12 protein-coding genes are annotated in these 13,920 nt (G+C 56.3%); 9 read left to right on the forward strand and 3 right to left on the reverse strand.

The window, feature by feature from the left end; translation table 11 throughout:
* Position 1 precedes the first annotated feature (1 nt).
* The 3 genes from thrB (at position 2) to IEX01_RS13145 (ending at position 2,710) form a co-directional block, all read left to right on the forward strand.
* On the forward strand, positions 2 to 931 hold the full coding sequence (thrB, locus tag IEX01_RS13135) for a homoserine kinase (protein ID WP_188724005.1): 930 nt from the start codon (positions 2 to 4) through the stop codon (positions 929 to 931).
* Between the two features lie 3 nt (positions 932 to 934).
* Positions 935 to 2,224, forward strand: a complete 1,290-nt coding sequence (thrC, locus tag IEX01_RS13140) for a threonine synthase (protein ID WP_024556385.1) — start codon at positions 935 to 937, stop codon at positions 2,222 to 2,224.
* A gap of 213 nt (positions 2,225 to 2,437) precedes the next feature.
* Positions 2,438 to 2,710: a DUF2502 domain-containing protein gene (locus IEX01_RS13145; protein ID WP_188724006.1), complete on the forward strand. Its 273-nt coding sequence runs from the start codon at positions 2,438 to 2,440 to the stop codon at positions 2,708 to 2,710.
* 31 nt (positions 2,711 to 2,741) lie between these two features.
* On the opposite strand, the gene yaaA is transcribed toward IEX01_RS13145, so the two are convergent.
* Together yaaA and IEX01_RS13155 are read right to left on the reverse strand one after the other, a co-directional pair.
* The gene (gene yaaA, locus IEX01_RS13150) at positions 2,742 to 3,515 is read right to left on the reverse strand and encodes a peroxide stress protein YaaA (protein ID WP_188724007.1); all 774 of its coding nucleotides are present in this window, start codon (positions 3,513 to 3,515) and stop codon (positions 2,742 to 2,744) included.
* A gap of 79 nt (positions 3,516 to 3,594) precedes the next feature.
* Positions 3,595 to 5,028: an alanine/glycine:cation symporter family protein gene (locus IEX01_RS13155; protein ID WP_188724008.1), complete on the reverse strand. Its 1,434-nt coding sequence runs from the start codon at positions 5,026 to 5,028 to the stop codon at positions 3,595 to 3,597.
* A gap of 203 nt (positions 5,029 to 5,231) precedes the next feature.
* Between IEX01_RS13155 and tal the strand changes: the two genes are divergently transcribed.
* The 3 genes from tal (at position 5,232) to IEX01_RS13170 (ending at position 8,303) form a co-directional block, all read left to right on the forward strand.
* A complete protein-coding gene (gene tal / locus IEX01_RS13160) occupies positions 5,232 to 6,185 on the forward strand; it encodes a transaldolase (protein WP_188724009.1) in 954 nt (317 codons plus the stop codon).
* Between the two features lie 94 nt (positions 6,186 to 6,279).
* A complete protein-coding gene (gene mog / locus IEX01_RS13165) occupies positions 6,280 to 6,867 on the forward strand; it encodes a molybdopterin adenylyltransferase (RefSeq protein WP_024556380.1) in 588 nt (195 codons plus the stop codon).
* Positions 6,868 to 6,995: 128 nt separating this feature from the next.
* Entirely contained in the window at positions 6,996 to 8,303 is a 1,308-nt protein-coding gene (locus IEX01_RS13170) for an MFS transporter (protein WP_024556379.1), read from the forward strand.
* Between the two features lie 47 nt (positions 8,304 to 8,350).
* Here the strand turns inward: IEX01_RS13170 and satP are convergent, their stop codons facing one another.
* Positions 8,351 to 8,953 carry an acetate uptake transporter gene (gene satP / locus IEX01_RS13175; protein WP_024556378.1) on the reverse strand — a complete coding sequence of 201 codons (603 nt, stop codon included), beginning with the start codon at positions 8,951 to 8,953 and terminating at the stop codon, positions 8,351 to 8,353.
* 295 nt (positions 8,954 to 9,248) lie between these two features.
* Between satP and dnaK the strand changes: the two genes are divergently transcribed.
* From dnaK to nhaA, 3 genes are all read left to right on the forward strand, one after another.
* Positions 9,249 to 11,165: a molecular chaperone DnaK gene (gene dnaK, locus IEX01_RS13180; protein WP_024556377.1), complete on the forward strand. Its 1,917-nt coding sequence runs from the start codon at positions 9,249 to 9,251 to the stop codon at positions 11,163 to 11,165.
* A gap of 86 nt (positions 11,166 to 11,251) precedes the next feature.
* Positions 11,252 to 12,388 carry a molecular chaperone DnaJ gene (dnaJ, locus tag IEX01_RS13185; protein WP_024556376.1) on the forward strand — a complete coding sequence of 379 codons (1,137 nt, stop codon included), beginning with the start codon at positions 11,252 to 11,254 and terminating at the stop codon, positions 12,386 to 12,388.
* A gap of 309 nt (positions 12,389 to 12,697) precedes the next feature.
* A complete protein-coding gene (nhaA, locus tag IEX01_RS13190) occupies positions 12,698 to 13,870 on the forward strand; it encodes a Na+/H+ antiporter NhaA (RefSeq protein WP_188724057.1) in 1,173 nt (390 codons plus the stop codon).
* Positions 13,871 to 13,920: the final 50 nt, after the last annotated feature.

Below are 13,920 nucleotides of genomic sequence, written 5' to 3' on the forward strand. Positions count from 1 at the left end.
TATGGTTAAAGTTTATGCCCCCGCTTCCAGCGCGAACATGAGCGTCGGCTTTGACGTGCTGGGCGCGGCGGTGACGCCGGTGGATGGTGCGCTGCTTGGTGATTACGTTACGGTAGAAGCGGCAGATCGCTTCAGCGTGCAAAACCTTGGCCGCTTCGCCGATAAGCTGCCAACGGAGCCCCGGGAAAATATCGTCTGGCAGTGCTGGGAGCGTTTCTGTCAGGAACTTGGCAAAACGGTGCTGGTTACGATGACGCTTGAGAAAAATATGCCTATCGGTTCCGGGCTTGGCTCCAGCGCCTGTTCTGTGGTCGCGGCGCTGGTGGCGATGAACGAATATTGCGGCAAGCCGCTTAGCGACTCGCGGTTATTGCTGCTGATGGGCGAGCTGGAAGGGCGTATTTCCGGCAGTGTGCATTACGACAACGTCGCGCCTTGTTTTCTTGGCGGCATGCAGCTGATGATTGAGGAAAACGGCATTATCAGCCAGTCCGTGCCAGGCTTTGAGGAGTGGTTATGGGTGCTGGCTTATCCGGGAATTAAGGTTTCCACCGCCGAAGCGCGGGCCATTCTTCCGGCGCAGTATCGCCGCCAGGACTGCATTGCTCACGGCCGTCATCTGGCGGGCTTCATTCACGCCTGTCATACGCGTCAGCCTGCGCTTGCCGCGAAACTGATGCAGGACGTTATCGCCGAGCCGTATCGCACGAAGTTGCTGCCAGGCTTTGGCGAGGCGCGCCAGGCGGCGATGGAGACTGGCGCGCTGGCGTGCGGCATCTCCGGATCCGGACCCACGCTTTTCGCCGTCTGCGATAAACCGGAAACCGCGCAGCGCGTGGCGGAGTGGCTGGGCCAACACTATCTGCAAAATCAGGAAGGCTTTGTACATATTTGCCGTCTCGACACGGCGGGCGCACGAGTACTGGGATAAAAAATGAAACTCTATAACCTTAAAGATCATAACGAGCAGGTCTCCTTCGCACAGGCCGTCACGCAGGGCCTTGGCAAAAATCAGGGGCTCTTCTTTCCGCACGACCTGCCGGAATTCAGCCTGACGGATATCGACGCCATGCTGGAGCTCGATTTCGTCGAGCGCAGCAGCAAGATCCTCTCTGCGTTTATCGGCGACGAAATTCCGCAAGAGATTCTGGAAGAGCGCGTGCGCAAGGCATTTACCTTCCCGGCGCCAGTGAAGCCGGTTGAAGAAGATATTGGTTGCCTGGAGCTGTTCCACGGCCCGACGCTGGCGTTTAAAGATTTCGGCGGGCGCTTTATGGCGCAGATGCTGGCGCACATTAGCGGCGATAAACCGGTCACCATTCTTACCGCCACCTCCGGCGATACCGGCGCGGCTGTGGCCCACGCCTTCTATGGCCTGAAAAACGTGCGCGTTGTTATCCTTTACCCGCGCGGCAAAATCAGCCCGCTGCAGGAGAAGCTGTTTTGTACGCTTGGCGGCAACATTGAAACCGTGGCCATCGACGGCGATTTCGACGCCTGCCAGGCGCTGGTAAAACAGGCGTTTGATGATGAAGAGCTGAAGCAGAAGCTGGGGCTTAACTCGGCGAACTCCATTAACATCAGCCGCCTGCTGGCGCAGATTTGCTACTACTTCGAAGCGGTGGCGCAACTGCCGCAGGAAGCGCGCAATCAGCTGGTGGTGTCTGTGCCGAGCGGCAACTTCGGCGACTTAACGGCGGGGCTGCTCGCTAAAGCGCTGGGGTTGCCGGTGAAACGCTTCATCGCCGCCACCAATGCTAACGACACGGTGCCGCGTTTTCTGCAAAACGGCGAGTGGTCGCCAAACCTTACCGTCGCCACGCTTTCCAACGCCATGGACGTCAGCCAGCCGAACAACTGGCCGCGCGTGGAGGAGCTGTTCCGTCGTAAAAACTGGCGTCTGAAAGATCTGGGCGTGGCGGCTATCGACGACGAAACCACGAAAGCCACCATGCGTGAGCTGCAAACGAAAGGGTACGTTTCAGAGCCGCACGCAGCGGTGGCATACCGCGCGCTGCGCGACCAGCTGCACCCGGGCGAATATGGGCTGTTCCTCGGCACCGCGCATCCGGCGAAGTTCAGCGAGAGCGTGGAAGCGGTGCTGGGCGAAACGCTGACGCTGCCGCAGGCGCTGGCGGAGCGCGCCGGGCTGGAGCTGCTCTCACATAACCTGCCGGCGGATTTCGCCGCGCTGCGCGAGCTGATGATGAGCAAGGCGCAGTAACCCTTCAGGGAGAGGCCAGGCCTCTCCTTTTTTTGTTTTTTTTACCGCCAACTGTGAAGAAAATCGGCAGGAATCTGGCAGGAAAAAAGCAGAAATTCCCAATAAATGCGCTAACTTAGCAATTAGGATTGCAGAGACTAACGCATGGCGCGCGTTCGGCATAAGCTCTCCCCATCGACCCATTCAGGGTAATGATGTTGTGAGGAGTGACCTATGTTGAAATCAATGATTCTGGCGTTAACCGTAATAATGGTGGCTCCGTTCGCGGCGCAGGCGTCTGAGATTACGCTGCTGCCTGCTGTAAAACTGCACATTGGCGACCAGGACAACCACGGTAATTACTGGGACGGCGGGCACTGGCGCGACCGCGGCTGGTGGAACAAACACTACGAGTGGCGCGACAAACACTGGCAGCCGCACGGACGCGACCATCGCCCGGGCCCGCGCTTTGAAGGTCGTGATGACCATGGACGTCATCATCACTAATAAAAAACGCCAGCTTAAGCTGGCGTTTTTGTTATTGCTCGTGGCGCTTAAAGACCAGCTCTGTCGGTCCGGACGCCGCGTCGTCAAAGAAATAGCCTTCGCTGTTGAAATCCTGCAATTGCTCCGGCTTCGTCAGCCGTTTTTCGATAATAAAACGGCTCATTAGCCCGCGCGCTTTTTTGGCGTAGAAACTGATCACCTTAAACTTGCCATTTTTCTCATCCAGGAACACGGGCTTGATGATTTCCGCGTTCAGCTTGCCAGGCTTCACCGCTTTGAAATACTCATCGGAAGCCAGATTGATAACGATATTGTCGCCCTGCGCGGCGATAGCTTCGTTAAGCTTATGGGTGATCGTCTCGCCCCAGAAGCTGTAGAGATCTTTGCCGCGGGCGTTCTCCAGGCGAGTGCCCATTTCCAGGCGGTAGGGTTGCATTAGATCGAGCGGGCGCAGCACGCCGTAGAGGCCGGAGAGCATGCGCAGATACTGCTGAGCGAAATCGAAATCCGCTTCGCTGAAGGTTTCCGCCTCAAGCCCGGTGTAAACATCGCCCTTAAACGCGAGGATCGCCTGACGGGCGTTTTCCGGCGTGAAGTCCGGGTGCCAGTCGTGGAAGCGGGTCGCGTTAAGCGCCGCAAGCTTGCTGCTGATGCTCATCAGGTCCGCTATCTCTGCATCAGAAAGGCGGCGCGCCACATCGATTAACTGTTGTGAATGGTCCAGCAGTTCCGGCTGCGTAAAGCGCTGCGTTGCGAGCGGGCTCTGGTAATCCAGGGTTTTGGCGGGTGAAATAAGAATCAGCATCTCTTTTCCTTCTCGAAATTTCCCCGAACTTTACCAAAAAACGTCGCCGGAGTGACCAATAGGTGTGATTGAAAACCGCTCATTCACGGGGCAGATCCTTCCAGCTGTCCGCCTCCAGTTGTCTTTCGATATCGGGATAGCGTCTGACGTCAAAAACAGGTTTTATGCCAAGCTTGCGCTGGCGCAGGTAATCATCCGCAATCAGCTTAACGACGGGTGAAAGCAGCAAAATGGCGATGAGATTGGTTATCGCCAGCAGCGCCATAGCGATATCAGCCAGTTGCCAGACGGTGGGGAAGGTAGCGAACGTACCGAAAAGCACCATCGACAGCGTACCTGCGCGAAGCAGCCACAGGCGCAGCGGCGTGCTGCGGGTCAAAAACAGCAGGTTATTTTCGGCATAGGCGTAATTCGCCACAATCGAGGTAAAGGCAAAGAACATCACAATAATGGCGACGTAGCCGGAGGCCCAGCTGCCTGCAAGCGTGGCGAGCGCCTGCTGCGTGAGCATGATGCCATCGTAAGAGGCGCTGGTTTGCTCCTGCGCGCCGGAGAGCAACACAATAGCCGCCGTAGCGGAACAGATAATCACCGTATCGATAAACACGCCAATCATCTGGACGATGCCCTGCGCAGCGGGATGAGGGGGCCATGATGCGGCGGCCGCCGCTGCATTCGGCGTGGAGCCCATTCCCGCTTCATTCGAAAACATGCCGCGCTGAAAGCCGCTGGTTATTGCCTGGCTCAGGGTCCAGGCGAGCGCGCCGGAGGCCGCTTCGTGCCAGCCGAACGCGCTTTTGAAAATCAGCGCTACTACGTCAGGCAGGCGGGGCAAATTCAGCAGCACGACAATAGCGGCGGTCAGCGCCCATGCGCCCCCCGTTATGGGCATAACCCACTGCGAAAAGCGGGCCACGCCTTTCATGCCTCGCAGAATAACCAGCAGCGTGGCGGCTACCAGCACCACAGCGATAAACCATTTAGGGGCATTGAAGGCATGGTTCAGGGCAAGGGTGAGCGAGTTTGCCTGTACGGCATTAAAAACCAGGCCAAAGGCGATAAGCAGGAAAATAGAGAACAAGACGCCCATCCAGCGCATGCCGAGACCGCGCTCCATGTACCAGGCGGGGCCGCCGCGAAAGCGCCCGCTCGCGTCTCGCCCTTTATAGAGCTGCGCCAGAGAACATTCGGCGAAAGAGGTCGCCATACCCACAAGAGCCGTTACCCACATCCAGAACACGGCCCCCGGCCCGCCCGTGGCGATGGCTATCGCCACGCCTGCGATATTGCCGCTACTGACGCGGGCGGCGAGACTGGTGCAAAGAGCCTGGAAGGAGGTTAGCCCATCGGTGGCGGGAGTTACGCTTCTGCGCAGGCTTTTCGCGAAATGGCGAAGATAACGGAACTGAATCCCGCCAGTGCGAAAGGTGAACCAGATTCCTGCCCCAGGCAGCAGGTAAATCATCACCGAACCCCAGAGTATATCGCTGATAAAATACAGAAAATCTGACATTCATTTCCCTCTTGCCGCCGTCTGGCCTTGTCCGGTGCTGGCATGCTGTTCTCTGTGCCGCCGGGACTGACAACGAACAGGCCAGCGCAGTTTACCACAGCGGCCAGGCCCGCTTGCCCCGGTTGCGCTGAAAGTGTCTCGTGTTATCATCAGCGCAGGCCGGTTACATCTCCCTAACACGAAGTTTTAAGAGAAACATTATCATGACGGATAAATTGACCTCCCTTCGTCAGTTCACCACCGTAGTGGCTGACACTGGAGACATCGCGGCAATGAAGCTGTATCAGCCGCAGGATGCCACCACCAACCCTTCTCTGATCCTTAACGCCGCGCAAATTCCTGAGTACCGCAAGTTGATTGATGACGCTGTGACCTGGGCGAAAAGCCAGAGCAGCGACCGTGCGCAGCAGGTTGTGGACGCGACCGACAAGCTGGCGGTAAATATTGGTCTGGAAATTCTTAAGCTCATCCCGGGCCGTATCTCTACCGAAGTGGATGCGCGTCTCTCTTATGACACTGAAGGCAGCATCGCCAAAGCCAAGCGTCTGATCAAACTTTATAACGATGCTGGCATCAGCAATGACCGCATCCTGATCAAGCTGGCCTCGACCTGGCAGGGTATCCGCGCGGCGGAGCAGCTGGAAAAAGAGGGCATCAACTGTAACCTGACGCTGCTCTTCTCCTTCGCGCAGGCGCGTGCTTGCGCTGAAGCGGGCGTGTTCCTGATTTCCCCGTTCGTAGGCCGTATCCTCGACTGGTACAAAACCAATACGGACAAAAAAGAGTATGCGCCGCAGGAAGATCCGGGCGTGGTTTCCGTCAGCGAAATCTACCAGTACTACAAGCAGCACGGTTATGAAACCGTGGTGATGGGCGCAAGCTTCCGCAACACAGGCGAAATCCTTGAGCTGGCAGGTTGCGATCGTCTGACTATCGCTCCGGCGCTCCTTAAAGAGCTGGCGGAAAGCGAAGGTGCTGTGGAGCGCAAGCTTGCTTACTCTGGCGACGTAAAAGCGCGTCCGGAGCGCATCACCGAGTCTGAGTTCCTGTGGCAGCATAACCAGGATCCGATGGCGGTAGACAAACTGGCGGACGGTATCCGCAAGTTCGCCGTCGACCAGGAAAAACTGGAAAAAATGGTCGAAGCGCTGCTGTAATCCCTCCGTGGCCGGGCATTCCGGCCACGTTTCTTCCCGCTTTACCCCGCTCGCGTGTATCATTTCGCAAAGTGAATCTGTTTTCGGAATTGATATGAACACGTTACGCATCGGCTTAGTTTCCATCTCTGATCGCGCCTCCAGCGGCGTTTACCAGGATAAAGGCATTCCCGCCTTGCAGGAGTGGCTCGCGCAGGCGCTGACCACGCCGTTTGTTATTGAAACCCGCCTTATTCCCGACGAGCAGCCGCTTATCGAGCAAACCTTATGCGAGCTGGTGGATGAAATGGGCTGTCATCTGGTGCTGACTACCGGCGGCACCGGCCCCGCGCGCCGCGATGTGACGCCAGACGCCACGCTTGCCGTCGCCGACCGCGAAATGCCGGGCTTCGGCGAACAGATGCGCCAGATAAGCCTGCGCTTCGTCCCTACCGCTATCCTTTCACGTCAGGTGGGCGTCATTCGTAAACAGGCGTTGATTCTTAACCTGCCGGGCCAGCCGAAATCGATTAAAGAGACGCTCGAAGGGCTAAAGCAGGAAAACGGTGAAGTCGTAGTGCCGGGCATTTTTGCCAGCGTACCGTATTGCATACAGCTTCTCGATGGGCCTTATATTGAAACTGACCCGCAAGTGGTAGCGGCTTTTCGCCCTAAAAACGCGATACGTGAAATTAAATCCTGATTATTTTTTGATTATAAGATAAACGCCAGAACGCTCTGGCGTGAAGTATTTATGCCGTTATAGTAAGGATAGGTTTACGGCTTCGTCGTAAATTAATTCTAACAATTCTCTTTACAAACGGCTTTCTTATGTCAGAACACACGCGACCTCTCAATCGACAGGATTATAAGACCCTGACGCTTGCCGCTCTTGGCGGCGCGCTGGAGTTTTATGACTTCATCATCTTCGTTTTCTTTGCCGCCGTGGTAGGCGAGCTCTTCTTTCCTGCGGATATTCCTGAATGGCTGCGCCAGGTGCAGACCTTCGGTATTTTCGCGGCAGGCTATCTGGCGCGACCGCTGGGCGGCATCATCATGGCGCATTTTGGCGACCTGGTCGGCCGCAAAAAGATGTTCACGCTCAGCATTTTATTAATGGCGGTGCCTACGCTGGCTATCGGTTTGCTGCCGACTTACGCCTCATTGGGCATCGCTGCGCCGTTGTTGCTGCTGTTAATGCGGGTATTGCAAGGCGCGGCCATTGGCGGCGAAGTGCCTGGCGCCTGGGTTTTTGTCGCGGAGCACGTACCCGCTAAGCGTATCGGCATCGCCTGTGGCACGCTGACGGCGGGGCTGACGGTAGGTATTCTGCTCGGTTCAGTGGTCGCCACGCTTATTAACACCAGCATGACTCAGCAAACGATCCATGACGGCGGCTGGCGTATCCCCTTCCTGCTCGGCGGCGCGTTTGGTCTGGTCGCGATGTACCTGCGCCGCTGGCTGCAGGAAACGCCTGTTTTTATCGAGATGCAGCAGCGTAAAGCGCTGGCGGAAGAGCTGCCGTTAAAAGCGGTGGTGGTGAATCACAGGAAAGCGGTGGTGGTATCTATGCTGCTGACCTGGCTGCTTTCCGCAGGCATTGTCGTGGTTATCCTGATGTCTCCTGTCTGGCTGCAAAAGCAACTGGGCATCGCGCCGGCATTGACTCTGCAGGCCAACAGCCTCGCTACCGTTATGTTGACGCTGGGATGCCTGGCGGCAGGGACAGTTGTGGATCGCGTAGGGGCGAGTAAAACCTTTATCGCGGGCAGCCTGCTGCTGGCGGTATGCAGCTGGCTCTTCTATCACCTGACGGCAGGCAATCCCGCTTACTTATTCCCGCTTTATGGGCTGGTCGGATTCAGCGTTGGCGTAGTCGGCGCGGTGCCTTATGTGATGGTGCGCGCTTTCCCGGCGGAGGTTCGTTTCACCGGCATTTCGTTCTCTTATAACGTGGCATACGCTATTTTTGGCGGCCTGACGCCGATTCTGGTGACGCTGCTGATGAACGTATCGCCGATGGCGCCGGCCTGGTATGTGCTTGCTCTGGCGCTGCTGGGGCTGGGGGTTGGGATCTGGCTGCGTCAGGATATTCATCAGCCGGATAGCGTTTCTGAAAGCTCGCCAGCGCATATCTGATCTATTACAGAGAGAAAAAAGCCCACCGTGCGGGTGGGCTTTTCGTATTACTGCGCCAGAGCGGTCATCGCGGCGTTTGAAGCTTCATGGCGTTCGCCAATCGGCAATACAGTGCGGCCGTACTGCTCGTTCAGCACTTCGCCCATCGCCAGGTAGATGGCGCTGGCGCCGCAGATGAGACCAATCCAGCCTGCCACGCGCACAATGCCTTCGTTATCCAGCAGATGACCTGCCGCCAGCAGCGCGAAAAGCACCGTCAGGCTCAGGAAAACAAATTGCAGCACGCGCGCGCCTTGCAGGGTGCCGAAGAACATAAACAGCGTAAACACGCCCCAGACGCCAAGATAAACGCCAAGGAAGTGGCCGTTCGCCGCTTCCGCCAGGCCGAGCTTCGGCAGCAGCAGGATAGCGACCAGCGTCAGCCAAAAAGAGCCGTAAGAGGTAAAGGCGGTTAAGCCGAAGGTATTGCCTTTTTTATATTCCAGCAGGCCGGCAAAGATTTGCGCGATGCCGCCATAGAAAATGCCCATCGCCAGGATAATGCCATCCAGCGGGAACAGGCCGATATTATGCAGATTGAGCAGAATGGTCGTCATACCAAAGCCCATAAGGCCCAGAGGAGCCGGATTTGCCAGTGTGGTGTTACCCATAAACCCTCATAAAATAGGTAATAAATTGAAATTAAAAAGGCCCGTCGCCAGCATGCTCTGAGCGGGGCGCGGCATCATAATCGCGGCAATTTTCACCGTCTATGATCTGAACAGGGGGAAAAGAAAAAAATTTTCAGCCGTCCCCCTTGATGCCCGGTGATGCGACCCCATCTTCTGGTTAACCGAAAAGGGTGAACCTGAAAAAAATGATGATTTGGGCAGTTGAAACCGCACGTTTCGCCCGCATAACAGGTTCACACCACATATTGACCGAATTTTTAGTGGAGACGTTTAGATGGGTAAAATTATTGGTATCGACCTGGGTACGACCAACTCTTGTGTAGCGATTATGGACGGCACTACTGCACGTGTGCTGGAGAACGCCGAGGGCGATCGCACCACGCCTTCTATCATTGCTTATACCCAGGATGGTGAGACTCTGGTTGGTCAGCCGGCTAAACGTCAGGCAGTGACGAACCCGCAGAACACCCTGTTTGCGATCAAGCGCCTGATTGGCCGCCGCTTCCAGGACGAAGAAGTGCAGCGCGACGTTTCTATCATGCCGTACAAGATCATCGCGGCTGATAACGGCGACGCATGGCTGGACGTAAAAGGCCAGAAAATGGCTCCGCCGCAGATTTCCGCTGAAGTGCTGAAAAAAATGAAGAAAACGGCGGAAGACTACCTGGGCGAAGCGGTAACGGAAGCGGTTATCACCGTTCCGGCTTACTTCAACGATGCTCAGCGTCAGGCGACCAAAGACGCCGGCCGCATCGCGGGCCTGGAAGTAAAACGTATTATCAACGAACCGACTGCGGCAGCGCTGGCTTACGGTCTGGATAAAGAGACCGGCAACCGCACCATCGCGGTTTATGACCTGGGCGGCGGTACTTTCGATATCTCCATCATCGAAATCGATGAAGTTGACGGCGAAAAAACCTTTGAAGTGCTGGCTACCAACGGTGATACCCACCTGGGCGGCGAAGACTTCGACAGCCGTCTGATTAACTATCTGGTAGAAGAGTTCAAGAAAGACCAGGGCATCGATCTGCGTAACGACCCGCTGGCGATGCAGCGTCTGAAAGAAGCGGCTGAGAAAGCGAAAATCGAGCTCTCTTCCGCTCAGCAGACCGACGTGAACCTGCCGTACATCACCGCAGACGCTACCGGTCCGAAACACATGAACATTAAAGTGACTCGCGCGAAACTGGAAAGCCTGGTGGAAGACCTGGTGAACCGTTCCATCGAGCCGCTGAAAGTCGCTCTGCAGGATGCCGGCCTGTCTGTGTCTGACATCAACGACGTTATCCTCGTTGGCGGCCAGACCCGTATGCCGATGGTGCAGAAGAAAGTGGCTGAGTTCTTTGGCAAAGAGCCGCGTAAAGACGTTAACCCGGACGAAGCTGTGGCAATCGGCGCAGCGGTGCAGGGCGGCGTACTGACCGGCGACGTGAAAGACGTTCTGCTGCTCGACGTAACGCCGCTGTCGCTGGGTATCGAAACGATGGGTGGCGTGATGACTGCGCTCATCAACAAAAACACCACCATCCCGACCAAGCACAGCCAGGTGTTCTCGACGGCGGAAGACAACCAGTCTGCGGTAACGATTCACGTGCTGCAGGGTGAGCGTAAACGCGCTGCCGATAACAAGTCTCTGGGGCAGTTTAACCTGGATGGCATCAACCCGGCGCCGCGCGGTATGCCGCAGATCGAAGTTACCTTCGACATCGACGCCGACGGTATTCTGCACGTCTCTGCGAAAGACAAGAATACCAACCGCGAACAGAAAATCACCATCAAGGCCTCTTCCGGTCTGAACGAGGAAGAGATCCAGAAAATGGTGCGCGAAGCGGAAGCGAACGCTGAAGCTGACCGTAAATTCGAAGAGCTGGTGCAGACCCGCAACCAGGCCGATCACCTGGTGCACAGCACCCGTAAGCAGGTGGAAGAAGCAGGCGACAAACTGCCGGCTGACGACAAAACCGCTATCGAATCGGCGCTGAGCGCGCTGGAAAGCGCTCTGAAAGGCGAAGACAAAGCGGATATCGAAGCGAAAATGCAGGCGCTGGCGCAGGTTTCCCAGAAGCTGATGGAAATCGCTCAGCAGCAGCACGCGCAGCAGCAGGCGGGCGGCGCTGACGCTTCCGCAAGCAATGCGAAAGATGACGACGTTGTCGACGCTGAGTTCGAAGAAGTGAAAGATAAAAAATAATCGCCCTGATGCAGGGTAGATAAACCAGCACGGGCGTAGGAGTTATCTCCACGCCCGTGCTCGCATGTTAAGGGCAGAAAACCAAAATGGCGAAGAAAGACTATTACGAGATTTTAGGCGTTCCGAAGACGGCGGAAGAGCGTGAAATCAAAAAGGCCTATAAGCGCCTTGCCATGAAATATCACCCGGACCGCAACCAGGGTGATAAAGAGGCGGAAGCCAAATTTAAAGAGATTAAAGAAGCTTATGAAGTGCTGACCGACGCACAAAAACGCGCGGCTTACGATCAGTATGGCCACGCCGCGTTTGAGCAGGGCGGCATGGGCGGCGGCTTTAATGGCGGTTTCGGCGGTGGGGCAGATTTCAGCGATATTTTCGGCGACGTATTCGGCGATATTTTTGGCGGCGGACGTGGTCGTCGCGCCGCGCGTGGCGCCGATCTGCGCTACAACATGGAGTTAACGCTGGAAGAAGCGGTTCGCGGCGTAACCAAAGAGATCCGCATTCCTACGCTTGAAGAGTGCGACGTTTGCCACGGCAACGGCGCTAAGCCGGGCACCCAGCCGCAGACCTGTCCGACCTGTCATGGTTCCGGTCAGGTACAGATGCGTCAGGGGTTCTTTGCTGTGCAGCAGACCTGTCCGCACTGTTCGGGACGCGGTACGCTGATTAAAGATCCGTGCACCAAATGCCACGGCCACGGCCGCGTAGAGAAGTCCAAAACCTTGTCCGTTAAGATCCCGGCGGGGGTTGATACGGGCGACCGCATCCGTCTTGCAGGCGAAGGCGAAGCGGGCGAGCACGGCGCGCCGGCAGGCGATCTGTACGTTCAGGTACAGGTGAAGCAGCACCCGATCTTCGAGCGCGAAGGCAATAACCTTTACTGCGAGGTGCCGATTAACTTCGCGATGGCGGCGCTCGGCGGTGAAATCGAAGTGCCGACGCTGGATGGCCGCGTGATGCTGAAAGTGCCGAACGAAACCCAGACCGGCAAGCTGTTCCGCATGCGCGGCAAAGGGGTGAAATCGGTGCGCGGCGGGGCGCAGGGCGACCTGCTGTGCCGTGTCGTGGTGGAAACGCCGGTTGGCCTGAATGACCGTCAGAAACAGTTGCTTCAGGAGTTGCAGGAAAGCTTCGGCGGCCCGACGGGCGAGAAGAACAGCCCGCGCTCCAAAAGCTTTTTCGACGGCGTGAAGAAGTTTTTTGACGATTTGACTCGCTAATCGTCGGTCTTACGACATAAGCCCGAGCGCTTATTCAGCGCTCGGGCTTTTTTATTGCCTTTTTGTGAGTCCTGGCGCTTCCTCTGCGATTTCGATTAAGGCAGCATACTCTGCTGGCGCAATAAAACCCTTTATCAATCAAAGCATCACTGTTTGCTGTTCTATAATAAGTTCGCTAACAGATCCTCCATCAATGCATTTTATGCGAAAAAACCGATACAATAAGCCGTTATAATCTGCTTTTAACGAGTATTCCTGCGCGATAGGCTTGAGTGGATACTTACTTTATAAAGCGCAGGGTTACAAATGATGAAGGTAGTGAAACGTTTAATGGCTGGCGAAGCGAGCGGAGGCATTATCCTTATTATCGCCGCATCGCTGGCGATGGTGCTGGCAAACCTTGATGTCACCAGCGTGCCTTATCAGGCGTTTCTGGATACGCCTGTTGAGCTGCGTATTGGTTCACTGGAGATAAATAAAAACCTTCTGCTGTGGATCAACGATGCGCTGATGGCGGTTTTCTTTTTGTTGATTGGCCTGGAAGTGAAGCGCGAATTACTGCAGGGCTCGCTTGCCAGTTTGCGCCAGGCTTCTTTTCCGATCATCGCCGCGCTGGGCGGCATGGTTATCCCGGCGGCGCTCTATCTGGCATTTACCGTTCAGGACCCTATTACGCGTGAAGGTTGGGCTATTCCGGCCGCAACGGATATCGCTTTCGCGCTCGGGGTGCTCGCGCTGCTTGGCAGCCGCGTGCCGCCGGCGTTGAAAGTATTTCTGATGGCGCTGGCGATTATTGACGACCTGGGCGCGATTATCATTATCGCCTTGTTTTACACCCATGAGCTTTCGCTGCTGTCGTTGATGATTGCTGCTGGAGCGATTTTTGTACTGGCGTTGCTGAATGTTTGCAATGTTCGCCGCACCGGGGTTTACATCATGGTCGGGCTGGTGCTGTGGACGGCGGTGCTGAAATCAGGGGTTCACGCCACGCTCGCTGGGGTGGCGATTGGCTTTTTTATTCCGCTAAAAGAGCAGGGCGGGAAATCGCCGGCGAAATCGCTGGAGCATGTGCTTCATCCGTGGGTTGCGTTTCTGATCCTGCCGCTTTTTGCTTTCGCTAACGCAGGCGTCTCGCTCGAAGGCGTAACTCCGCAAGAGCTGGCTTCGCTGCTGCCGCTTGGCATTATCGCTGGCCTCTTTATCGGCAAGCCGCTCGGCATTAGCCTTTTCTGCTGGCTTGCGTTGAAACTTGGGCTGGCGAAGCTGCCACAGGGCGCGACTTTTCGTCAGATTATGGCGGTGGGCGTGCTATGCGGCATCGGCTTTACCATGTCGATTTTTATCTCCACGCTGGCGTTTGGGGATGTGGAGCCTGCCCTTGTCAAATGGGCCAAGCTGGGAATTCTCATTGGTTCGCTACTGGCGGCGGTAACAGGTTACAGCCTGCTGAGGTTCAGTTTTAAGGTTCCGCATCGGGCCTGACTTCGCGTGGCGCGCTCCAGGGGGGAGCGCGCTTTATTGATCATTCAACA

It is taken from the genome of Franconibacter daqui (genome assembly GCF_014644275.1).
GTDB lineage: Bacteria > Pseudomonadota > Gammaproteobacteria > Enterobacterales > Enterobacteriaceae > Franconibacter > Franconibacter pulveris.

Excerpts from the sequence above, each read along its gene's own strand:
- thrB (WP_188724005.1), top strand. The coding sequence starts at position 2 with ATGGTTAAAGTTTATGCCCCCGCTTCCAGCGCGAACATGAGCGTCGGC.
- thrC (WP_024556385.1), top strand. The coding sequence starts at position 935 with ATGAAACTCTATAACCTTAAAGATCATAACGAGCAGGTCTCCTTCGCA.
- IEX01_RS13145 (WP_188724006.1), top strand. The coding sequence starts at position 2,438 with ATGTTGAAATCAATGATTCTGGCGTTAACCGTAATAATGGTGGCTCCG.
- yaaA (WP_188724007.1), bottom strand. The coding sequence starts at position 3,515 with ATGCTGATTCTTATTTCACCCGCCAAAACCCTGGATTACCAGAGCCCG.
- IEX01_RS13155 (WP_188724008.1), bottom strand. The coding sequence starts at position 5,028 with ATGTCAGATTTTCTGTATTTTATCAGCGATATACTCTGGGGTTCGGTG.
- tal (WP_188724009.1), top strand. The coding sequence starts at position 5,232 with ATGACGGATAAATTGACCTCCCTTCGTCAGTTCACCACCGTAGTGGCT.
- mog (WP_024556380.1), top strand. The coding sequence starts at position 6,280 with ATGAACACGTTACGCATCGGCTTAGTTTCCATCTCTGATCGCGCCTCC.
- IEX01_RS13170 (WP_024556379.1), top strand. The coding sequence starts at position 6,996 with ATGTCAGAACACACGCGACCTCTCAATCGACAGGATTATAAGACCCTG.
- satP (WP_024556378.1), bottom strand. The coding sequence starts at position 8,953 with ATGGGTAACACCACACTGGCAAATCCGGCTCCTCTGGGCCTTATGGGC.
- dnaK (WP_024556377.1), top strand. The coding sequence starts at position 9,249 with ATGGGTAAAATTATTGGTATCGACCTGGGTACGACCAACTCTTGTGTA.
- dnaJ (WP_024556376.1), top strand. The coding sequence starts at position 11,252 with ATGGCGAAGAAAGACTATTACGAGATTTTAGGCGTTCCGAAGACGGCG.
- nhaA (WP_188724057.1), top strand. The coding sequence starts at position 12,698 with ATGAAGGTAGTGAAACGTTTAATGGCTGGCGAAGCGAGCGGAGGCATT.